Source organism: Pseudanabaena sp. CCNP1317, assembly GCF_034931345.1.
GTDB lineage: Bacteria > Cyanobacteriota > Cyanobacteriia > Pseudanabaenales > Pseudanabaenaceae > Pseudanabaena > Pseudanabaena galeata.
The window spans coordinates 15,720-38,078 of the sequence record NZ_JAYGIF010000019.1; the positions used below are offsets into that span (position 1 = coordinate 15,720).

Sequence of the window (22,359 nt, forward strand, 5' to 3'; positions counted from 1 at the left end):
ACGTAAACGCAACAGCGATCGCCTTGCAGCTTCAGGAAAGTCGATAATTTCTAACATCGGTGTTTCATTTTCCCACAAGCGCCGAAAGTTTTCGGCTTTGCTTAATGTGCGCTCTCTGACTCCCTCATCCCAAGAACAGAACACATCTACACATTCAAAGTTATCCAGCAAAGCGCTGGCACTCTCGTTTGCCGACCCTGTAAAAGCGATAATATTCCCCGCATTATCCTCAAATATGCCTAACTTCTCATGATAAATACCTCGATTACGGATATCTTTTCTAATGGCTAGTTTTATTTCCAATAGATTATGACTCAATAACCAAGCGAGACAAGCCAAACGATCTTGAATTACCTGTGAAAACTCTTGATCGATCTCTCGGATTAGGTTTTGAGTAATTACCTCTTCTCTTTGCCTAAGCCCCAAAGCGATCGCCTCAGCATCCTGCTCTGACAAACAGGGGGAAGCAATTAGCCGCATCCTGCCCCCCGACTGAATCAGCGTAAGCATTCCCCTAGCCACTGAAGCCATCGACGTACTGGAAAAAAATCCTACGGCTCGGCTATAAAGTCTAGAATTCTCTAGACAAGGAATATAAAAATCTTGAACTAGATCGTCGCGATCGCTACGGTATTCACTTTGAAGATTCAGATCGCTTAGCACAAGTTTTAGATATTAGTCGAACTATCCAATTAAAGCAGTAAGGGTTTTCAAAAGACAAAATGGCGTAGCCATTTTGTCTTTTGGTAAGACAAGGGACTGTAGCTATATAAATTGGTAAGTAGCTCACCATAATTAAAACCTACAGCGCTTTGCGCTCAAATCCAAACCAAAGAAAAATTTGAAAGCGTTGCTCCGCAACGCTTTCAAATTTTTCTTTGGTTTGTTTGATCGGTAATGTAGCGGGCGAGACAGCTTCTAGTTTTTTTAGTTTACTTATGCCTAGCTACTTATTACACTATTGGTAAACCTAGCTAGAACTGATTTTATGTCATCCAATGGTTCAACTATGCTATCTATGCAAGCTACGATCTCGAAAGGAGCTTTACGACGAGTACATCATATTGCTTTGAATGTGAGAGATATGCAGGTTTCTTGTGATTTTTATGGTAACATTTTGGGGTTGCACCAACTCATTGGCGAAGAAGTTCCCAGCACTCTAATCGATCTAGTAGCAGCAGGCAAAGTAGCAAACTTTAGAACTCCCGATGGCACAATTCTTGATTTGTTTTGGGAACCAGAACTTATGCCGCCCGATCTCGATCCGCAGCGACAATTTACCCGTGCTAATCATCTAGCCTTTGATATTGCTCCTGAATTGTTTGAGCAAGCAGTGGCGATATTGCGATCGCATCAAGTTCAAATTGAGGGAGAGCCTGTTACTCGTCCTACTGGTAGAGGGATTTATTTTTACGACCCCGATGGATTTTTGATTGAAATACGCTGCGATCCTATTTAGGAGCGCTATAGTTGAAATGGAAACTACGAAGCAGGTTCGCATTTTTTTCTCTTATGGTTTGTTTTGATTGGTAATTGCTGTAAGCGATTGATTTGTCAATCATCTGAATATTTAAGATATAGCGATCGCACTTTCTCTTTGAACTTTTCGCGCACATCATCAGGTTCAATAATTTCGCAATCTTCGGCATAGGGCATAATTTCGCGATAGAACCAAAAAGTGTTGTTGATTTTGCGGATTATTTGGCGTATGGGGGGATTGCAGTCGAGCCATGTGTTATCGATGTCTTCGTCTCTTGGTTTATATGCAAAGGCGAGGTTTCCCGATAAATTAAAGGTGACATGAATTTGATCGAGTTGCGATCGCCATTTGCCGACAATGGGAGTAATCGCGGCTTCGGGGGGAATGCGGTCAAGTCTGAGGGAACGATTATGTTGTAGGGCTGGAACTGTATCGGTTCTGGCAATGTCTTCACACCAACAGTCAAGATAAAGTCGCTTGTCGTGGGCGGCAACCTTTGCGTAGTAGATAGAGAACTCATGGGGGTGTTCGGCAGCATCAAGATATTGCAAGCGAAATGGTTGTTGCTGCTTGATGTAGCGATCAATGGTATGTCGCCAAATCTCAGGAGGTTTTTCGAGAAATCGTTCAATATCTCGGCGCAGAGGATTATTTATTTCGCTACGCTCAAGTAGTAGATGGGCGATGATTTGCGCTTTTTCAAGCTCCCCATAATCAATCAAGAGTCTATAGGTACGAACAAGTGATTCGATACGATCGCTTGCCCAGTCATTATTTTTGGAGATTTGGATTTGTTTACGGGCGATCGCTTCGACTAGTTTAGAGATGTTTGGGCGATCGCCCCATGTCATGCCAAGTTCGATCGCGATCGCTTCTAAGTTAGCTTTGTCGCGTTCTTTGATAGATAGTGTGATTGATTCGCCTTTTCGGGACACGGGGTTGGGTAATTGGTAATTGGAGCTTGGGGCTTGGGGCTTGGGGATTATTTTTCCTTTTTCCTTTTTCCTTCTTCCTTCTTCAGCGCTTCCCGATATTCAATCACGGCTTTAGTTTGACTAGTCTCTTTCGCAAATTGACTGAGTAAATCGAAGTCTAGTTCGGGTAGAAATTCACTACGGGAGATGAGTTCGTATTTGGGTTCATTGTCATCTTCTCTCAGGCGATAGAGTTTCCATTGTTGCTGTTTAGCGTACCAAAACCATACTTCTGGGATTCCTAATCCTCGATATACTTCTAACTTGTCAATACCACCACTGCTGATGACGATTTCGATCGCGATATCTGGGACTTCTTTGAGTTCGCCAAAACAATAGCATTCATCGGGTTCTAGTCCTCTCTGGGCTAGCTCTTGTCTAAAGGTGGTTTGACCATAACCATTGAGATCTATCTGTCTCTCCACGAAATACATCTCAAGTAGTCGGGCAAAGATTTTTTTGAGGCGTTCGTGTTCGTTGGATGTGGTCATAATTTCTAAAACACCATTGAGATAGGTCATGCGGAGGGAGGGGTATTCATCGGTATAAACGTTAACAAGGGTGCTGTATTGTTGCCATGTCACGTCACTGATGATGAGTCTTTGTCCTTCGGTGTTGGGTAATTTGATGGACTCTCTGGCTAAAACTTCTAAAAGTCTCATAGCTACTGACCTCTCAGGTTAATAGTTTTATCTATTTTAATCATAGGCGATCGCTAATAATTTTTCCCTGACAAAAAGTATACGGACACTTTTGCAGTATACGTCTTGCTAAATGCTTATGTAATATGCAAATATGTGCTTATTAAAGTATATAAAGGCAAAATAAAATTTAATGGTTAAAAACAAAAAATATAAGGTATATTACAAACAAGTTGATGTAGACATAGCTAGAGGTTATTGCTGATGTTTGTGAGACAGCCAGACTTGACCTATGAGGAATATCTCACCTACGAACAAGAAAGCCTTACGAAGCATGAGTTTATGAATGGTCAGGCTTTTGCGATCGCGGGGACTAGCGAAGATCGCGCTTTCAGATATTTATAAGAATGTGAGGTTATGACGGAATACAAAATAGTTCTCAAGCCTGTTTATTCTGAGACGGTGGAAACCCCAAAAGGGATCGAAATTCCTGATGGTTGGCGATTGGCTTGGCATCAGTTAGAGACTTTTAAAGCTTTGCAAGATCCAGATATTGATGTGGTATTTAATACGGCGATGACTGGCGATGGTAAAAGCTTAGCGGCTTATTTATCCGCTATGACTGGTAAAAATTACACACTTGCAATGTACCCAACTAATGAGCTTGCGAGAGATCAAGAAAAGCAGGTTCAGTCTTATAAAACCAAGTTTAATCCCAAATATGATCCACAGATTTATCGATTAAATGCGACTACCTTAGAAGATTTTATTGAGACAAATAATTTACCTTCTAAACAGTCAGGGTTGCTAAATCGGGTTGACAACTCAGAGATCTTGTTAACAAATCCAGATATTTTTCATTATATCCATGACTTTCGGTATTTAAGGCGCAATGCTCAAGGGAAGGGAGATAATCCAGACAAGGTATTTAAACGGATTGACGACAACTACAAACTCTTTGTATTTGATGAGTTTCACATTTTCTCATCACCTCAAATTGCAAGTATCTTAAATTCAATACTTTTAATGCAACATACAGGAGGAAGACGTAAGTTTTTATTTCTCTCTGCTACGCCTAGCGAGATGCTACAGGAGTTTTTGACTAAATCAGGCATGAAATATGTTTGGATAAATCCCTTGAGTCATGGGGCTTATTGTTATGACACTCCAAATAATGCAGGACAATGGAGACAGATTAATCAGTCTATTAATCTCACTTTTCCGTGTAATTTAGAGCCAAGCTTGCGATCAAGCTATGAATGGATTTTGGAAAATGCAGAAAGTATTATCTTGAAGTTTTTTCTGGATCATCCTCAAAGTAAAGGAGCAATCATCCTTAATTCGATCGCCGCAGTTAAGAAGCTAACCGTTGCTCTAAAGCCACTATTTAAAAGGCATGGGCTAGAAGTTAGAGAAAATACAGGTCTAACGGGAGAATCTGAAAAGGCTTCATCGGTTGAAGAAGCCGATCTCTTGATTGGTACATCGACAATTGATGTGGGCGTTGATTTCAAAATAAATTTTCTGGTTTTTGAAGCGGCGGATGGTGGGAATTTTGTACAGCGATTAGGACGACTGGGAAGACATGAGGGATTCTCAGCATATCAAGCTTATGCGCTGTTACCACATTTCATCCTTTCACGGTTGTTTGAGGTGGAGTCTAAGCCTTTAACTGATGGTGAAACCTATGAACGTCCAACTTTTAATGATGCAATTCATCAAGCCTATCCGTTTATCAATGAATTTACAGAATATCCAAAACGTTGGGGTGGGATTCAATCTGCTTTTGTCTTTTCTGAATTGAAAAGAATGTCACAAACCTATCCTGAAGCTGCTGATGGATTTGGCAAAGATGTTCAAAATGCCCTAGGAATTAAGCTTAAACAGCAATATGGACATATTGGAGAACTAAAAAATGATGGTAAATCCAAAGTTATTGATGAGGCTCGGAGCTTTCGAGGTAGTAGTCAATTAGATTGTGCAATTTATGATCTAACCAATCCTAATGAGCCAGAGTGCGATCGCTTTAAAACCTATAACTTACAGGGCATCCTGAGTAATTTTACCTTTGGATGGATGGAAGAGGATGAATTTATTCAAAGAGCAAAAATGGCAAATGCGATGAGAAGTAGATTTAAGGATGTGCTTTGTTATCTCAAATTAACTGGTTATCGAGATGTGCGTGAGGATTGGAAATTTTTTATACCTGAAGATTTGGGCGACATAGCGCGACTGGCAAAAGTTCAGGTTTTGAAAGGCTTGGAGGTGTGGCAACCACAGGGAGACGGAATTAACCAAATTAGCCGATCGCTGAGGAGTCGAGGTTTAGTTTGCTATATCTCTGATCGCGATCGCGCTACACTACGAGCAAAGCTAGGTTTACCAATTCATTTTCAGGCTTATGGTTTAGCAGATAAGTATAGTTTTAGCGATCGCGGCTCACCACCTTACACGATTGCATTTGGCAAGTCAGCGTTAATTTTAGAAACATTGCTCAGGTTTTGGAAACCAAAGGAGGACTTAGGATGGATTTGCTAAGCAAAAAGAAAACCTCTATGAATGATCAACAACTATCATTCTTTGATAACGATGATGATCTTCCTACTGAGTCTATAGACTTTGAATCTACGGAAGATACAGAACAAGATAAACCACCAGAACGACCCGAACTGCTTACAATTCGGTTGTTTAAAGAGGCAATTAAAAAAGAAAATGAAGGCGATCAAATACTTGAAAAGTTTGCTGATCATGTTTTGCCTAATTTGATTCGTCAGCTTGTCGGCTTTACTGCCAAAGGTGGTCAATTTACCGAAGATCGCAAGGCTGAAGGTAAAAATGTTGAACGTAGCAAACACGATCAATCTTTAACGGCTCATCTGCTTAACGGGTTATTTCCGACTTACCGTATTCTAAAAAATCTAAAAAATCATCCAGAAACAAATCAGGTCAAGCGATTATGTGCAGGCAATGATTTTATAGAAGCACTGTTTATCTGTGACTACATTTTGCATGACTCCGATAAGTTACCCGATTATCAAAGTTGGTTAATTGCCAATGATACGGATGGAAACTTTCGCGATCGCGACTGGAAAAGCAAACCAGCCAAAAAAGAGGATGCTCCAAACTTTGGACGCGATTTTGTTGAGAAGAAAGTATTAGACTTTGGCTTAGACAAACTTTTTGATAGTAATTGGCGTGATTACTTAGATGACATCGTATGGGGTATCCATAACGCAGGAGTCAAGTATGACGCTGATCTGGGTATGGAAAAGCGGGGACTCAAGCCTCAATTAGACGGCAGGGAAAGAGGTATTCTGTCACGGCTTGTGAGAATTTCTGATCTCTTTGCTTCAGTAATTAAGCATCCCCAAGACATTCAAAGTAGTGGTTTACAGGAGTTGTTACACGATCTCAGTAATGGACAACTTAAATTTACCTATCATTCACTGTCAGATAATCGAGGCGTTCTTACCAACATCTTAAATAATGCCTTGATGGATGCCCATCCCAAGGATGACTATACTCCTTTACTCTTTTTGCCTGATGGTGTTGTTTATCTAGCTAAAGCTAAAGCTATCGAAATCAATACCGATCAAATTCCCGATCAAGTTATTGCCAAAATCCGATCGCTTTGTGCGGGGCAACTAAAACGTAGACAAACTGGCTTTGGACGTGATGGTAAAGGCTTTAAATTTGCAGATTACTACTGGCTATTTTTTGACAGTGTGCAACTCATGCAAGTAAGCGTTAGCGCTGCCTCAAAGCTAATCCCAATTACTAAAGTTTCTTCAGCGAAAAAGCGTGGTGATAGCTTGGCAAAAGCTCAGGCATCAGGAGAGTTACCAGACAATCTAGATTTAGATTTTCCTGATAATCCATTGATTGACCGATTAGCCGAATTTGGCGATACCCTATGTCGTGGGATTTGGCGAGAATGGTGCGATCGCGCTAATAACTGGCAAAAACAACAACCAAAAGCAGAGCGTAAAGCTTTGCCAGAGTTAGATTTAACTGAGAAGTTAGCTGAGGTTCTCGATTTGGCTAACGAAATTCCAATAGTAAAGGCAATTCAATCTCTCAAAAAAACAGGAGGAGTTCCCCTAGATTGGTATTATCTAGCTGCTCAATATTGCCGTAAGCATCCTGATCTTGATGACAATGGCAGTCGCCAGATCATGGAAGTATTAACCAGTCACGCAGCAGAGTTAATCCGCCCAATTTATGAAGAATTTACTTTTCCTGATGGTTGGGATGATTTACGGACATACGTTAGCCGCAGTATTTCCTTACCATCGGGAGCAGTAATTGCACCTCAGCCTGATAGCTTCTTAGTTGAAATGGGACGCTACAAAGCCGCTAAAGTAGTTGGACGTGGTAGAGAAAATGTCTGTGCGATGTCTAGCTCTGCTTACACCGTCAGCGAACAAATGGAATCGGCAACTCTCTTTGCTCCACAGGTTTATAGTAATCGTCAGATTCTATTTAATGCCCAAGCAGCAAAGCGCCAAATTTGTTCTATCTGGTCAATTGAAATTATGCTACGGCAAATTTTAATGAATCAGACTAACTCCACTGGTGGGGACTTTGAAGGACGCAAATATCGTTATCTCTATCTTTATCCAACGTACTTTTTCACACCAGAAACGAATAAATTCTTGCAAAAAGCCTATTCGTGGATTGCTAGAATTAGATTTGATGCAGATATTCGTAAACATTTAATTAGTGAGGATCAAGTTGCTAAGTTTGAGATTGCGAATTATCAAAGTGTTGACTCTTTACTAATTCAGGAGAACTTAAACCCAGAAGACGATCGCACATTTAAAATGTTGGGCTATCCCGATGATCAGCCCCTTACATTTTTCTTTCTTGCTCTACCACCGAGCCGAGATGCTACAGATACAGAATCTTGGGTAATGCCGTCATGGTTAGCGATGGCATTACCTCTCATCCTTGACGTAAAAACTGTTGTTTCTGAGTCACCTGTACCACCTTTTATAAGTGGTGCTGATTTTGAGGAGACAGCTTTACTCGATGGTGAGCATCAAGCTATACGTTCGTTAATCAAACGCGATCGCATTCGCCTTGATGCGATTATTCCTAGAGAGACAGCAGAGCGTAAATTCTCACCTCTCAATGCTTTGAGTACAGCCTACTGCATTCATTTAGAGGCTAATCGAAAAAAAGATGGCGATCCTGACTGGGGAAAACTGTCGGCATTAGCCCGTGACCTAGAAACCAGTCCTCTATTTGTTTTCCACTATCTCAATGTGTGGTTACGCAAACAAGACCGAGATACTGTACCAATCCAAAAGGTGAAACTCTATCTCGATCTCTACTACTATCTTGATCCAGAGGGAAAAGACGTGAATCAACTTCGTAAACTAACTCAGCTTTACCGTGCGTTTTATCGTGCTAAGAGTCAGTATGCCAAAGCCAATGCTGTTCTCAAACCGATTGATGAAGCAGCAGATGTGATTATCAAGATCAACAAAACCCTAGCTAATGACACAGAGTCACTCACTGATATTGTCTCGGCAAGGCTTGCTAAACTCATGACCAATGTTCGGCGGAGGGCAGCAGAAGGCAAGCCAACCCTTACTTTTGTTGATGGTAAGTGGAAACCTGCACTCACTAGCGAACAGGAGCGTCAAGCCATTTATGAGTTCTCACTATTTTTTGTCAAAGAAATCTTTGAGGGGACTTTTAAAGGCGATCGCTCTCGTTTAGCAGGAACACAACTCAATCTAATCAGAGATACTTGTGATTATCTCTATCGTCTCGAAGATGATCGAGAACGTCAGGAGCGTAAGGTTGACGAACCCAGCGAAATCCCTGAAATTCTTGAAGATGACACCGATCAATCAAATCTTTAATCTTGGTATGACCTATGACTAAACTTCTTAACCCCGATGATACATATACTTTTAGCCGATATTTTGAGCTAAAGATTGAAGCCGAAGATCTTGCTAAAGAATTTGGCTACACCCTAGAAACCAAAAGATTGAGTTTACCCAAATATACTGGTGAGCTAGATCGCATTCAACAAACACAGAGTAGAATTGAAGAAATTCTGCCCTATGTTACTCTCTCGAATGAATCCGCACGGAGAGAATGGTTAATCGCTCCTCTTTTAGCTGATGTTATCCATTACACAAAAGCTAAAGTGAGAGTTGAATATCCCATCAAAGTTTCTAAGTATCTACAGGGTAATCTTGACTATTTCATTGAATCATCTCAAGCACTTCTCATCGTGGAAGCTAAAAAGGCTGATTTGAACTTTGGTATGACACAGCTAGTATCTCAGTTGATTACCCTTGATCAATGGCAAGAAGATCACACACAAGAACATTTTATTGGTGCTGTCACGACTGGTAAAACTTGGGAATTTGCTCGGCTCAACCGCCAGAGTAAGCACTTTGAGCAAGGTTTTGAAGATTATTCAATCCCTGATGATCTTGACGAAATCACCCGAATTCTTGTCCAAGAACTAATTGGTTAAGGATTAATAGCCATTTCCACCTTTCAATTTATATACAAAACTAATTTCACAAGGAAAAAACCATGACATTTCTAAAATCTGTTGATCCCAAGTTTTTTCACGATGCAATCCCTGCAAAGCCTATGGGCAAGTATGCTCATTTTCTAACCTTGCGGATCACAGAGTCTTACCCACTCTTACAAACCGATGGAGAACTGAATCGGGCGAGAATTCGTGCTGGTATTCAACACAACGAGACAATTAGCCGTTTAGCTTTCTTTAAGCGCAAACAATCAACGCCTGAACGTTTAACAGGTCGTGAATTGCTGCGTAAGTATGAGATTGGAGATGCTGCAAATTGTGATTACAACGTAGAATTTAGCAAGACCACTCCTGACTGTGTTCTCTATGGATTTGCAATCGGTGATTCTGGCTCTGAAAAGTCTAAGGTAGTAGTCGATACGGCTTACTCAATTACACCTTTTGATGATTCGCATTTTAACTTCACTTTGAATGCTCCTTTTGAAAGTGGCACAATGAGCCGTAAAGGTGAAGTAACAAGCCGCATCAATAGCCAAGATCACATTTTGCCACAGGTGTTCTTTCCCAGCATCGTAACTCTAAAAGATCCGACAGAAGCAGGATTCCTCTATGTCTTTAACAATATTTTGCGAACCAGTCGCTATGGAGCGCAAACAACCCGCACAGGTACAATTCGCAATGAGTTGATCGGTGTTGTATTTGCAGATGGTGAAATTGTGAGCAATCTACGCTGGACTCAAAAAATCTATGATCTTTTGAGCGATCGCCAACAAATTAATCTTCCCGATCCATTAGACGAAGATTTTGCCCTAACTGCTGCTGTCGATGCAATTCGTGATTTGATTTCCCAAGAATATGTATGTCACACTGATTTGATTGGAGATGCTTTTAAACCTTTACTAAGTGAGGTTCAATCTTTAATCAGTAATGAATCTCGATTGATTGAAATATTGACAAAGGCTAATGCTGAGTCATCGAACTATGCTCAAACTTGGATTCTCAAACCATCTAAAGATGCTAAAAATGATGAGAAAAAGGCGGCAAAAGTAGGTAAAAAGTAATGACTCATATCTATCGCTGTGAGCTTGAGCTACATGACACGCTCTACTTTGCCACCCGTGAGATCGGACGCTTGTATGAAACCGAAGCGATCATTCATAACTATGCCCTTTGCTATGCCTTGGGGCTAGTTGATAGCGATCGCTACGGTACACAAGTATCAGCCGAACATGAATATCGCTACTTCTGCCGCGAACAAGTTCCCATGTATGAGGAGCATTTGAGCAAACTCAACGAAGTGGGAATCTATGTCACACCTGCGCGATCGCTTCAGCATACTTCTGTGTTACACACATGGAAATATGCCAATAATAACTATCACGTTGAGATGGAGAAAACTCAAAAAAATATTCCTAGCTTTGGCAGAGCTAAGGAAATCGCGCCCGAAAGTGCTTTTGAATTTTTCATCTTGTCCCAAAATCCCTTACCTAAACTTTCTAAATGGATTCGTTTGGGTAAATGGATGAGTAAAGCAGAGTTGCAAGTAAAAAAGCTAGATAAAGTTAAGCAGGGAAATGGAGATTTTATATTTCCTTATCCCCTTAATCCCCTTGATGTAATGTTTACTCACCAAGTCTTGAGCTATGACACCGTAAATATGCCGCCTGTTAGTCTGATTCGCAATGTCAGCATGAATGGACATTTTTATGATGTTGATGGCTTCAAAATCCCTGCTCGTATGCAATATCGCTTTAAGGTATAGGTTATGACTATTCAAGAACTATGCGATCGCCAGTTTTAACCTAACCACCAAAACCCTTTTTCTTTTTATTCGATTTGATTGGCTTGAGTGACTTACCACTATTTGCGATCGCTAATCTCGTATTTCGCTTTTTCTGATATTCCTTGATTCTAGATGCCAACGGATGACTCGAATCAAGTCTGAGATGAGTAAGAGACATTACAAATGCACCAACATTTTTATCGTCTTTTGAGGCTTCTCCAGCCTTGGCAATTAAGGTGCAGAGGATACCACCCATATCACTGGAGTAAAACAGTTTTTCGATTTCATACACCTGATCTGGATCGGAAACGTTAACACTCTGCTCTTTGAGTCCCTGAAATCCTCTTTCTGTAATCCGAACATTTATGGGAAGGCTAGATTCCATATCTACATAAAGTTTACGGGCTAGAACTGGATCGTCAATTGTTGCGATCGCAAACATTTTCTCGGTTTGTTCATCCATAGTTTTTGGTAATTGGTAATTGGTGATTTTGTCGTTTTCTTTTCAAAATCGTAAATGCAAGACATATTTCAAGGAATAAATAATCATGCCTCATAGCTTAGTTGTTAATTTTATGCCAAAAACACCGATTTATCCTGAATATCTAACAGGACGGCATATTCATGCGCTTTTTTTGACATTGGTTAGCTCTGTAGATAAAGAACTAGGCGATCGCCTGCATGGTGAAAAAGCGAATAAAGGATTTGGGTTGAGTCCGATTCAGCAATTGGCGGTTAGCGATCGGCAATTAGCGGTTAGCTCTGACAAGAACAAACCCAAGCTAAAGAAAGCCAACAGCCAACAGCTAAAAGCTAAAAGCCTCTCTTGGCACAATCAAGAAATCTCCCCCTCAACTCCCTGCTGGTGGCGCATCACCCTATTAGATGAAGTTCTCTTTAGCAAACTCACAGGACTTTGGCTCAATCTCAACCCCGATCGCGCTTTTCATCTTGGTTCCGCCGACCTCTATATCACCAGTATTCTCGGCACACCCCAATCGAGCCAACCTTGGGCAAACTTCGCCACCTATCAACAAATCTACGATCGCGCCTCAGATACAGAAAAAGCGATCGCCTTTCACCTCGCTACACCCACCGCATTCCGTCAGGGTAAATATGACTCGCCATTACCCACTCGCGACAATGTATTTAAAAGCCTATGCGATCGCTGGAACACCTACAGCGAAATCCCAATTAATCCCGAAATTATCGAATATATCTTTCCCAGTAAATTTGACATTAAGACAGAAGTTGTCAAAAACTATGACACCCATAGTTTTATCGGTTGTGTCGGTGAGATTGGTTATCGAATTCTCGGTGATGCCTCACCAGATGCGATCAAACAAATTAATGCTCTAGCGGACTTTGCGATGTTTGCTGGAATTGGGAGGAAGACGACGATGGGGATGGGGATGGCTAAGAGGCTGTTAGCGATTAGCTGTTAGCTTTTAGCTTTTTTGATGAAGAGGCTGTTAGCGATTAGCTTTTAGCTTTTAGCTTTTTTGTTTTATCGGTCTTGCTAAAAATATACTTGTAATCACTAATCTCCAAAAGCTAAAAGCTAAAAGCTAAAAGCTAAAAGCTAAAAGCTAAAAGCTAAAAGCTAAAAGCTAAAAGCTAAAAGCTAAAAGCTAAAAGCTAAAAGCTAATCGCTAAAAAAATGAAAGACTTCAAAGAATTAAAAGTATGGCAACGCTCTCATCAAATCACCCTCAAAATTTACAAGATTACGGCAAGTTTTCCCAAAGAAGAACTTTATGGTCTAGTTAGCCAAATGCGCCGATCTTCTTCATCGATTCCGACAAATATTGCAGAAGGTTGTGGTAGAGGTTCTGATGCTGACTTTGCAAGATTTTTGCAAATAGCAATGGGATCAGCTAGTGAACTGGAATATCAGCTATTACTATCTGTAGATCTTGGCTTCATCAATCAAGAAACATACCAAGCCATCAACCCAGAACTAATCGAAACAAAAAGAATGCTCAATTCTTTCCTACAAAAACTAAGATCCAAAAACTAACCCCTAAAAGCCAAAAGCCAAAAGCCAAAAGCCAAAAGCCAAAAGCCAAAAGCCAAAAGCCAAAAGCCAAAAGCTAATCGCTAATCGCTAAAAGCCAAAAGCCCTATGAATGAACCAATCCCCATCGCCGCTTTAAACCAATATGCATATTGTCCTCATCGGTGTTGGCGAATGTTTTGTGCAGGAGAATTTGTTGAGAATCATTACACGATTGAGGGGACAGATCTACATCAGCGCGTGCATACGGTTGGCGAAAATCAACGGGAGGAGACATGGCAAATCAGGGCGATCTGGTTAAAGTCGGAACAATACGGATTGATCGGCAAATCGGATTTGATTGAAGAAGTTGATGGTAATCTCTATCCCATTGAATACAAACGTGGACATAAAGGGGAATGGGATAACGATGCGATGCAAGTTGTGGCTCAAGCCCTCTGTTTAGAAGAGATGACGGGTAAAACGATTACGAAGGGCTATGTTTATTATGCTCAAACGCACCAAAGACAAGAGATTGAGATTACATCTGAGTTGCGAGATGAGGCGATCGCAATGATTACCGAAATCTCGCAAATGATGGAAACTAGCAAAATGCCTCCTGCTATCTATGGCAATCGGTGTAAAGGTTGCAGTCTGTTTACTCAGTGTGTACCGATGGCGAAGGAAAAGGTTGGGAAGTATAAAGAGGGCTGTTAGCTGTTAGCTTTTAGCTGTTAGCTGATAGCTGTTAGCTTTCCCGTCTTTAGGTTCAAAAGCTACTCTCGACTTCTCAATGTAGTGAAAACGTCTAATTTATTCAAAAAAACAACCACTAAAAGCTAAAAGCTAAAAGCTAAAAGCTAATCGCTAATCGCTAATCGCTAAATAAAAACTATGGGAACTCTCTACATAACTCACGATGATTCGTTTATTGGCAAGACTGATGAGCGTTTGACGGTCAAGGCTGATAAGAAACAGTTGATTGATGTGCCACTGATTAAGGTTGAAGGTGTGGTCATCCTCGGTCGCGCCACAATTTCTCCTGCGGCGGTGATAGAACTGTTGGAGCGCAAAATTCCGATGTCGTTTATGACAGGAACGGGGCGCTTTCTTGGTCGTTTGGAGCCTGAGCTAACTAAAAATATTTTTGTAAGGCGATCGCAGTGGGATGCGGCAGGGGAGACACCGAAGGCAATTCATATGGTGCAAGCCTTTGTGCGCGGCAAGTTAAAAAATTATCGTGGGTCATTAATGCGGCATCTGCGGGATTATCCTGATAATGATTTACAGAAGGCGATTGATGCTCTCGAACGGGCAATTGATTCGTTGGCGGCGATTCAGGCGATCGCTAGTTTGCGAGGTGTGGAGGGGCATGGCAGCGCTGTCTATTGGCAAGCTTTCCCGAAATTAATTCGCGCTGAAGGTTTTAGCTTTACAACTCGCAATCGCCGCCCGCCCACTGATCCTGTGAATGCGATGTTGAGTTTTGGCTATTCCCTGTTACGTCATGATGTTCAGGGGGCGCTAAATATTGTCGGTTTCGATCCCTATCTTGGCTATTTGCATACAGAGCGCTATGGTCGTCCCAGTCTTGCCCTTGATCTAATGGAGGAGTTTCGCCCCTTGATTGTGGATGCGATCCTTACAGATTTTCATGGTTATCTCCAAATAAAGAAATGGAGGAGTTTCGCCCCTTGATTGTGGATGCGATCGTGCTGTCGGCTATTAATCGCAAGGCGATCGCGCCCAAGGATTTTACTTCTGAGCCATTGAGTAAGGCGATTTCTCTGTCTAATGAGGCGAGAAAAGTATTTTTAACGCTGTACGAGCAGAAAAAACAGTCAGAATTTAAGCATCCTGTAATGGGTCGTAAATGTACTTATCAGGAGGCTTTTGAGCTTCAGGCTAGGCTTTTGGCTAAGTATTTGATGGATGAGACGGATAAGTATCCTCCTTTGGTTTTGAAGTAGCGATTAGCTTTTAGCTTTTAGCTTTTAGCTTTTAGCTTTTAGCTTTTAGCTTTTAGCTGTTAGCTGTTAGCTGTTAGCTGTTAGCTGTTAGCTGTTAGCTTTTAGCTTTTAGCTTTTAGCTTTTAGCTTTTTAATGAAGTTAAAGCTTGAGATTCAGTTGAAATTTATTAGACTTCCTTTTCGTTAATTCTTAAATTAGCTAACAGCTAACAGCTAATAGCTAACGGCTACCCCCTTTAATCCCCATGTTCCTAGTCATCTCCTACGATATTTCTGAAGATAAGCGCCGTACTAAGATCCACAAGATCCTGAAGTCCTATGGGCAATGGATGCAGTTTAGTGTGTTTGAGTGTGAGCTTACGGATGCTCAATACGCGAAATTGCGATCGCGTTTGAGTAAGTTAATCAAGCCTGATGAGGATAGTATCCGTTTTTATACGCTATGTGCTTGCTGTCAGCCTAAAATAGAACGTATTGGCGGTGAACAGGTGCGAGATAATACAATATTTTTCGCTTGATTTCTGGTTCATTGGTTGCGCGAGTTGGTGGATGTTTTTTTAATTGTATGCTGTTTGGTATTTTACAAGTCTTGGCAGGTATGTTTTTGAGGGCGATCGGACGAGTTGGTCGATTCGCGCAAGTCTGGAATGTGTTGGTAAATATAGTTTTGTATTGGTTGGTGGAAGTTGTAAAATCTGTTCAACAGGTTCAAATCTGCTACAATTTGTATGGTTCGCGCAAATGTACCTTGAAAACTAAATATGATATGCTTTACAAACGCGGGCGGATTCAAAGCCTCTGAAACCCTTTTAGGGATTGAAACGAGAAGCGGATCGAGAAAGTCGTTATCGCTGGTGGCGATTCAAAGCCTCTGAAACCCTTTTAGGGATTGAAACGCTCAAATCAATGCTGAGAAGCAAATAGAGACCACTAGATTCAAAGCCTCTGAAACCCTTTTAGGGATTGAAACAAGTCTTCTTTGAGTTTGGATTTATAAGCGTCCGTATTATGATTCAAAGCCTCTGAAACCCTTTTAGGGATTGAAACCAGCCTATAAAAACTTTCACGGCTTCACACAAAATGATTCAAAGCCTCTGAAACCCTTTTAGGGATTGAAACGCAGCAATTTCAACATCAGCACTACCACAAATGAATTTTGCTGATTCAAAGCCTCTGAAACCCTTTTAGGGATTGAAACTTTTATCTCAAGCCAATTGGTACAGGAAACCCATAGATTCAAAGCCTCTGAAACCCTTTTAGGGATTGAAACATTGTTTATTACGAATAGGTGACAAAATGGCTTGGTGATTCAAAGCCTCTGAAACCCTTTTAGGGATTGAAACAGAAAAATCACTGGTTTTTGTTCTAGAAATAAAAGTGATTCAAAGCCTCTGAAACCCTTTTAGGGATTGAAACATACCTTTGATCGGCGTGCCATCTTTTAGTGAAACTTTTGTAGATTCAAAGCCTCTGAAACCCTTTTAGGGATTGAAACATCTACCAAGTTGGATTTGGCAGAAAAAGCAAGGCTGATTCAAAGCCTCTGAAACCCTTTTAGGGATTGAAACTAAACTCATAACTTCTTCACTATCAAGACGTGACAAAGATTCAAAGCCTCTGAAACCCTTTTAGGGATTGAAACAGGTTAGCTACGGTATTTAGTCCAGCGTCGATAGAGCGATTCAAAGCCTCTGAAACCCTTTTAGGGATTGAAACTCAATAGCTTGCAATGCTGACAATTGATCTTCGAGATTCAAAGCCTCTGAAACCCTTTTAGGGATTGAAACAAGTGCTGTAAGAGCAAGTTTGATACCCTTTGTACGATTCAAAGCCTCTGAAACCCTTTTAGGGATTGAAACATCGAACTTAATCTAGAGAATGCCTTGGTGCAATAGATTCAAAGCCTCTGAAACCCTTTTAGGGATTGAAACAAAGGAAACAAGGGCGTGGTTCTCAATGGACGCGCCCCGAGATTCAAAGCCTCTGAAACCCTTTTAGGGATTGAAACTCTTTGGATGTGCGCTCTTTAACGAGTGATTGCGGGGTGGATTCAAAGCCTCTGAAACCCTTTTAGGGATTGAAACATAGTTCCAAAACCTCAATATCATCAGGGGATACAGATTCAAAGCCTCTGAAACCCTTTTAGGGATTGAAACGAAATTGTCCCCCTAGGTTTGGGTGACACAGCATACGATTCAAAGCCTCTGAAACCCTTTTAGGGATTGAAACACTCAGGATAGAGGTAAAACTACTGTTGCTGAATTTGCGGGATTCAAAGCCTCTGAAACCCTTTTAGGGATTGAAACTCAATGCCATTGCTAACCCTAATAAGATCTTTGGATTCAAAGCCTCTGAAACCCTTTTAGGGATTGAAACTGATCATTGTTTATTGCAGTGCTACGCATAGCGATCGCGCGATTCAAAGCCTCTGAAACCCTTTTAGGGATTGAAACTTGAATCCCAAGGCGAAGCAATTACTCAAGTATTCGGAACGATTCAAAGCCTCTGAAACCCTTTTAGGGATTGAAACGAAGAGATCGCAGCTAAGAAGCCCACAGCAGCTAAGGATTCAAAGCCTCTGAAACCCTTTTAGGGATTGAAACATTAACAAGCCGTCAGCATCCCCAAAGGCGACGCGAAATAGATTCAAAGCCTCTGAAACCCTTTTAGGGATTGAAACATAACGATCGCCTATTTTTATTTGAGTGCTTCGGATTCAAAGCCTCTGAAACCCTTTTAGGGATTGAAACCTTTTACTCACGCATTCACTCCTTTAAAAGCACCAATTGATTCAAAGCCTCTGAAACCCTTTTAGGGATTGAAACCAATCTCGATCCTAATAACTTTCTCATGATGATTAAGATTCAAAGCCTCTGAAACCCTTTTAGGGATTGAAACAGATCGGAATACAGACTCCGTACCATTAAACACGCTCTTGATTCAAAGCCTCTGAAACCCTTTTAGGGATTGAAACGCAGTAGCCATGACGTGAATCTCCTTTTAGAATAAGATTCAAAGCCTCTGAAACCCTTTTAGGGATTGAAACATCAGGGGAGAATGCAACAACATAGATCGAAGATGTGACAGATTCAAAGCCTCTGAAACCCTTTTAGGGATTGAAACAAAGCACTTTTTTCTATACTGCATAAGACTTTTAGGTGATTCAAAGCCTCTGAAACCCTTTTAGGGATTGAAACGAATGATTTCACCAAATATACTGCTTTTCCAATCTGATTCAAAGCCTCTGAAACCCTTTTAGGGATTGAAACAAGATTTTGGCTGTGTTCTCCATGAGGCGCTATAATGATTCAAAGCCTCTGAAACCCTTTTAGGGATTGAAACAGAGCTTTGTGATTATCAAGTTTACGGCTCTATTTCGGATTCAAAGCCTCTGAAACCCTTTTAGGGATTGAAACCTAGTGACATACCCGACACTCATTTTGTAAACAAAGATTCAAAGCCTCTGAAACCCTTTTAGGGATTGAAACATCGTTTTTGCCACTAATCCTGTAGGCGGTGCGGGGATTCAAAGCCTCTGAAACCCTTTTAGGGATTGAAACCCAGCGATTGTCATCTTTGGTGACTGAGATAAGGTAAGACTGGATTCAAAGCCTCTGAAACCCTTTTAGGGATTGAAACGCGTCATTTCTTGACCAGTGCAAAGGTGATTGGGATTCAAAGCCTCTGAAACCCTTTTAGGGATTGAAACTTAGTACGATATGGGTTGCTCCATTCAATCAAAAAATCACGCGATTCAAAGCCTCTGAAACCCTTTTAGGGATTGAAACGCTACGAAGTAACTCTTGCCAGACTAAATCAAAGATTCAAAGCCTCTGAAACCCTTTTAGGGATTGAAACTGGATCAGTGACAGATGAAGGAACATCCAAGCTAGATTCAAAGCCTCTGAAACCCTTTTAGGGATTGAAACGCTACTCCTAAGCCCACAAACGAAGTAGCTGTAAAGATTCAAAGCCTCTGAAACCCTTTTAGGGATTGAAACTGATCCTCAAGGTGAAAGTAATTTTATGACTAAACGATTCAAAGCCTCTGAAACCCTTTTAGGGATTGAAACGCAGCCGCCGAAAAGAGAGCGCAAGAAGCTTTGGAGATTCAAAGCCTCTGAAACCCTTTTAGGGATTGAAACATAAGGCGCACCCATCTCTACTCGCTTTAGTGCTTTGGATTCAAAGCCTCTGAAACCCTTTTAGGGATTGAAACACTACCTTAGTAGCATTTGTGTCTTTAGCTGCTGCTAATTTAGATTCAAAGCCTCTGAAACCCTTTTAGGGATTGAAACTTTAGCTTTAGCTCAATCAAAAATGCTAACGATTTGATTCAAAGCCTCTGAAACCCTTTTAGGGATTGAAACTTATGGCTATGGGCTAGAGGCTCCGATAGATACAAGTAAGATTCAAAGCCTCTGAAACCCTTTTAGGGATTGAAACGAAAAATTGCGTATGAAAATCACCGTCACACTAAACCGATTCAAAGCCTCTGAAACCCTTTTAGGGATTGAAACCTAGCAACTTCTCAAGCTTTGCAGAGCCAATCCTGATTTGATTCAAAGCCTCTGAAACCCTTTTAGGGATTGAAACCCTCAAGAGGTGCAAAATTGGTATGAGAAACTAATGGATTCAAAGCCTCTGAAACCCTTTTAGGGATTGAAACCAACCAAATCAAGGTAATCAAAGAACAAATCATCTGATTCAAAGCCTCTGAAACCCTTTTAGGGATTGAAACATGAGGCTCCCACAGAAGAAGATCCTGACAACTTTGGATTCAAAGCCTCTGAAACCCTTTTAGGGATTGAAACATCATATCTTTTAATAGTTGTGGATTCACTGGATGGCAGATTCAAAGCCTCTGAAACCCTTTTAGGGATTGAAACGAGCTGTTTCTAACTTTGCAATATTAGCTAATTCAAGATTCAAAGCCTCTGAAACCCTTTTAGGGATTGAAACCCGTTGTAATCTTGCAACGCCTTGCCACTGCGGATTCAAAGCCTCTGAAACCCTTTTAGGGATTGAAACTATTCAAAACAACCCTAGGACATGGCTGATCTTTGGATTCAAAGCCTCTGAAACCCTTTTAGGGATTGAAACAGAAATCAATCTAGCTCTTATCTCATCCCTGACTACGATTCAAAGCCTCTGAAACCCTTTTAGGGATTGAAACTTTGGCTGTGGGAATGCAAAGGGGTAAGGGATAGAGATTCAAAGCCTCTGAAACCCTTTTAGGGATTGAAACGTTTTACCTCTATCTTGAGTGACAATAAACTGATCAGATTCAAAGCCTCTGAAACCCTTTTAGGGATTGAAACTAATCTGCGAGAGGGGCGCTACTCCCTCTCAGTGGCGCTGTGTGGGATTCAAAGCCTCTGAAACCCTTTTAGGGATTGAAACCTTGAGCGATTTCCGAGACTATGACCAAGGGCGCAAATTCGATTCAAAGCCTCTGAAACCCTTTTAGGGATTGAAACGCAAAGCGAACTCGATCTAGAGTTGCCGAAGCGAGGAAACCCAAGATTCAAAGCCTCTGAAACCCTTTTAGGGATTGAAACTTTATAAGCGTAAAAGGCGAAAGCACGATAGAGATCACCGCGATTCAAAGCCTCTGAAACCCTTTTAGGGATTGAAACGATGGATTGCGGAAATAGAGATAAGCAGATTGAGATTCAAAGCCTCTGAAACCCTTTTAGGGATTGAAACTTGGTTGAGGCTAGATATGTAAATCAACTTTACGGATTCAAAGCCTCTGAAACCCTTTTAGGGATTGAAACATTTGCAATTCTATCCGCCTGAGGTGATTGAAACGATTCAAAGCCTCTGAAACCCTTTTAGGGATTGAAACTATGGCTAATAATGAGGCTTTAGAGCAGAAATTAAAGATTCAAAGCCTCTGAAACCCTTTTAGGGATTGAAACAGACCAGATTAGAGACAGCATTCAAACGGTACGGACTCAAGATTCAAAGCCTCTGAAACCCTTTTAGGGATTGAAACTTTTTAGAGAGAGAATAATCAACAGCTATTACAATTGGGATTCAAAGCCTCTGAAACCCTTTTAGGGATTGAAACGATGATGGGGTAAATATTCTCCCCATAGGAAACAAGATTCAAAGCCTCTGAAACCCTTTTAGGGATTGAAACTGTCCAAGCGGCGAAACTATTTATCAAGCAAGAGGATTCAAAGCCTCTGAAACCCTTTTAGGGATTGAAACAATGCCTCTAGCTAAGGCACTTGCTGAGGCGTTGTGATTCAAAGCCTCTGAAACCCTTTTAGGGATTGAAACGAGTCGTAACTCTGACTTTGCCTGCCTCAGGGCATGATGATTCAAAGCCTCTGAAACCCTTTTAGGGATTGAAACTCGTCTGGAAGCCCATCGTCCTTATCCTCATCGTCTAGATTCAAAGCCTCTGAAACCCTTTTAGGGATTGAAACACGCAAAATATTAGAGACTCTATCCTGACTCTTGCGAGATTCAAAGCCTCTGAAACCCTTTTAGGGATTGAAACACCATTACAGAGTATGTCAATAATCGCGCCTGACGATTCAAAGCCTCTGAAACCCTTTTAGGGATTGAAACAAGTTTGAGGGAATCGAAGATTCGATATCTCAAATTGATTCAAAGCCTCTGAAACCCTTTTAGGGATTGAAACATGTGGATAGCTTGCGTGATAACAAGCGATTGGCGATCGCGATTCAAAGCCTCTGAAACCCTTTTAGGGATTGAAACTATTAAAGTAATCAGTCCACTGCTCAGGTTTGGGGCGATTCAAAGCCTCTGAAACCCTTTTAGGGATTGAAACCCATTTGATAATGTTAAGGCGGCATAGCGCCGCCGATTCAAAGCCTCTGAAACCCTTTTAGGGGTAGCTACAGGATACGTGTAAAAACCTGCAAGATAGGCTTAAAAGCGTTACCCAGACGAGCTTTGAGAAATCAGTTTAGACTTATAGGGAGAACCACAAAAAGGACAGAAGTGATGCTTGAGCG

At 41.2% G+C, this 22,359-nt stretch carries 14 protein-coding genes, 1 pseudogene and 1 CRISPR repeat array; of the genes and pseudogenes, 12 read left to right on the forward strand and 3 right to left on the reverse strand.

The genetic code is table 11. The features are described 5' to 3' along the window. The first annotated feature begins 1,018 nt into the window (after positions 1–1,018). Positions 1,019–1,459 carry a VOC family protein gene (locus VB775_RS08215; protein WP_323263149.1) on the forward strand — a complete coding sequence of 147 codons (441 nt, stop codon included), beginning with the start codon at positions 1,019–1,021 and terminating at the stop codon, positions 1,457–1,459. Between the two features lie 95 nt (positions 1,460–1,554). Here VB775_RS08215 and VB775_RS08220 read toward each other — a convergent pair whose 3' ends face one another. Continuing rightward, on the reverse strand, positions 1,555–2,415 hold the full coding sequence (locus VB775_RS08220; RefSeq protein ID WP_281009563.1) for a WYL domain-containing protein: 861 nt from the start codon (positions 2,413–2,415) through the stop codon (positions 1,555–1,557). A gap of 47 nt (positions 2,416–2,462) precedes the next feature. After that, positions 2,463–3,116, reverse strand: a complete 654-nt coding sequence (locus tag VB775_RS08225; RefSeq protein WP_281009564.1) for a Uma2 family endonuclease — start codon at positions 3,114–3,116, stop codon at positions 2,463–2,465. Between the two features lie 243 nt (positions 3,117–3,359). On the opposite strand from VB775_RS08225, the gene VB775_RS08230 reads away from it, so the two are divergent. From VB775_RS08230 to cas5d, 6 genes are all read left to right on the forward strand, one after another. Continuing rightward, positions 3,360–3,500: a hypothetical protein gene (locus tag VB775_RS08230; RefSeq protein WP_281009565.1), complete on the forward strand. Its 141-nt coding sequence runs from the start codon at positions 3,360–3,362 to the stop codon at positions 3,498–3,500. Positions 3,501–3,512: 12 nt separating this feature from the next. After that, positions 3,513–5,633: a type I-D CRISPR-associated helicase Cas3' gene (gene cas3 / locus VB775_RS08235; protein WP_281009566.1), complete on the forward strand. Its 2,121-nt coding sequence runs from the start codon at positions 3,513–3,515 to the stop codon at positions 5,631–5,633. 17 nt (positions 5,634–5,650) lie between these two features. Beyond that, positions 5,651–8,968, forward strand: a complete 3,318-nt coding sequence (gene cas10d / locus VB775_RS08240; RefSeq protein ID WP_281009567.1) for a type I-D CRISPR-associated protein Cas10d/Csc3 — start codon at positions 5,651–5,653, stop codon at positions 8,966–8,968. A gap of 14 nt (positions 8,969–8,982) precedes the next feature. Next, complete coding sequence (locus tag VB775_RS08245) at positions 8,983–9,594, forward strand: type I restriction enzyme HsdR N-terminal domain-containing protein (protein WP_281009568.1); 612 nt, start codon at positions 8,983–8,985, stop codon at positions 9,592–9,594. A 62-nt stretch (positions 9,595–9,656) separates the two neighbouring features. Beyond that, positions 9,657–10,676: a type I-D CRISPR-associated protein Cas7/Csc2 gene (gene cas7d / locus VB775_RS08250; RefSeq protein WP_281009569.1), complete on the forward strand. Its 1,020-nt coding sequence runs from the start codon at positions 9,657–9,659 to the stop codon at positions 10,674–10,676. Beyond that, positions 10,676–11,377 carry a type I-D CRISPR-associated protein Cas5/Csc1 gene (cas5d, locus tag VB775_RS08255; protein WP_281009570.1) on the forward strand — a complete coding sequence of 234 codons (702 nt, stop codon included), beginning with the start codon at positions 10,676–10,678 and terminating at the stop codon, positions 11,375–11,377. Before cas7d ends, cas5d begins: the two co-directional genes overlap by 1 nt. A 40-nt stretch (positions 11,378–11,417) precedes the next feature. Here cas5d and VB775_RS08260 read toward each other — a convergent pair whose 3' ends face one another. Next, positions 11,418–11,861 (reverse strand): hypothetical protein, encoded by a 444-nt coding sequence (locus VB775_RS08260; protein WP_281009571.1) that lies wholly within the window; start codon positions 11,859–11,861, stop codon positions 11,418–11,420. An 85-nt stretch (positions 11,862–11,946) separates the two neighbouring features. On the opposite strand from VB775_RS08260, the gene cas6 reads away from it, so the two are divergent. From cas6 to cas2, 5 genes and pseudogenes are all read left to right on the forward strand, one after another. Beyond that, on the forward strand, positions 11,947–12,843 hold the full coding sequence (cas6, locus tag VB775_RS08265) for a CRISPR-associated endoribonuclease Cas6 (protein WP_281009572.1): 897 nt from the start codon (positions 11,947–11,949) through the stop codon (positions 12,841–12,843). Between the two features lie 215 nt (positions 12,844–13,058). Next, the gene (locus tag VB775_RS08270) at positions 13,059–13,418 is read left to right on the forward strand and encodes a four helix bundle protein (protein ID WP_281009573.1); all 360 of its coding nucleotides are present in this window, start codon (positions 13,059–13,061) and stop codon (positions 13,416–13,418) included. A gap of 105 nt (positions 13,419–13,523) precedes the next feature. Next, positions 13,524–14,111 carry a CRISPR-associated protein Cas4 gene (cas4, locus tag VB775_RS08275; RefSeq protein WP_281009574.1) on the forward strand — a complete coding sequence of 196 codons (588 nt, stop codon included), beginning with the start codon at positions 13,524–13,526 and terminating at the stop codon, positions 14,109–14,111. A 177-nt stretch (positions 14,112–14,288) separates the two neighbouring features. Then, positions 14,289–15,364: pseudogene (gene cas1, locus VB775_RS08280) on the forward strand (CRISPR-associated endonuclease Cas1). 245 nt (positions 15,365–15,609) lie between these two features. Next, the gene (gene cas2 / locus VB775_RS08290; RefSeq protein ID WP_094536074.1) at positions 15,610–15,882 is read left to right on the forward strand and encodes a CRISPR-associated endonuclease Cas2; all 273 of its coding nucleotides are present in this window, start codon (positions 15,610–15,612) and stop codon (positions 15,880–15,882) included. A gap of 268 nt (positions 15,883–16,150) precedes the next feature. Continuing rightward, positions 16,151–22,243: direct repeats of the CRISPR family, unit length 37 nt; unit sequence GATTCAAAGCCTCTGAAACCCTTTTAGGGATTGAAAC. Positions 22,244–22,359 lie beyond the last annotated feature (116 nt).

Coding starts and splice junctions, on each gene's coding strand:
- VB775_RS08215 (WP_323263149.1), top strand. CDS start 1,019: ATGCAAGCTACGATCTCGAAAGGAGCTTTACGACGAGTACATCATATT.
- cas10d (WP_281009567.1), top strand. CDS start 5,651: ATGAATGATCAACAACTATCATTCTTTGATAACGATGATGATCTTCCT.
- cas7d (WP_281009569.1), top strand. CDS start 9,657: ATGACATTTCTAAAATCTGTTGATCCCAAGTTTTTTCACGATGCAATC.
- VB775_RS08260 (WP_281009571.1), bottom strand. CDS start 11,861: ATGGATGAACAAACCGAGAAAATGTTTGCGATCGCAACAATTGACGAT.
- VB775_RS08245 (WP_281009568.1), top strand. CDS start 8,983: ATGACTAAACTTCTTAACCCCGATGATACATATACTTTTAGCCGATAT.
- VB775_RS08225 (WP_281009564.1), bottom strand. CDS start 3,116: ATGAGACTTTTAGAAGTTTTAGCCAGAGAGTCCATCAAATTACCCAAC.
- VB775_RS08230 (WP_281009565.1), top strand. CDS start 3,360: ATGTTTGTGAGACAGCCAGACTTGACCTATGAGGAATATCTCACCTAC.
- VB775_RS08270 (WP_281009573.1), top strand. CDS start 13,059: ATGAAAGACTTCAAAGAATTAAAAGTATGGCAACGCTCTCATCAAATC.
- cas2 (WP_094536074.1), top strand. CDS start 15,610: ATGTTCCTAGTCATCTCCTACGATATTTCTGAAGATAAGCGCCGTACT.
- cas5d (WP_281009570.1), top strand. CDS start 10,676: ATGACTCATATCTATCGCTGTGAGCTTGAGCTACATGACACGCTCTAC.
- cas3 (WP_281009566.1), top strand. CDS start 3,513: ATGACGGAATACAAAATAGTTCTCAAGCCTGTTTATTCTGAGACGGTG.
- cas4 (WP_281009574.1), top strand. CDS start 13,524: ATGAATGAACCAATCCCCATCGCCGCTTTAAACCAATATGCATATTGT.
- cas6 (WP_281009572.1), top strand. CDS start 11,947: ATGCCTCATAGCTTAGTTGTTAATTTTATGCCAAAAACACCGATTTAT.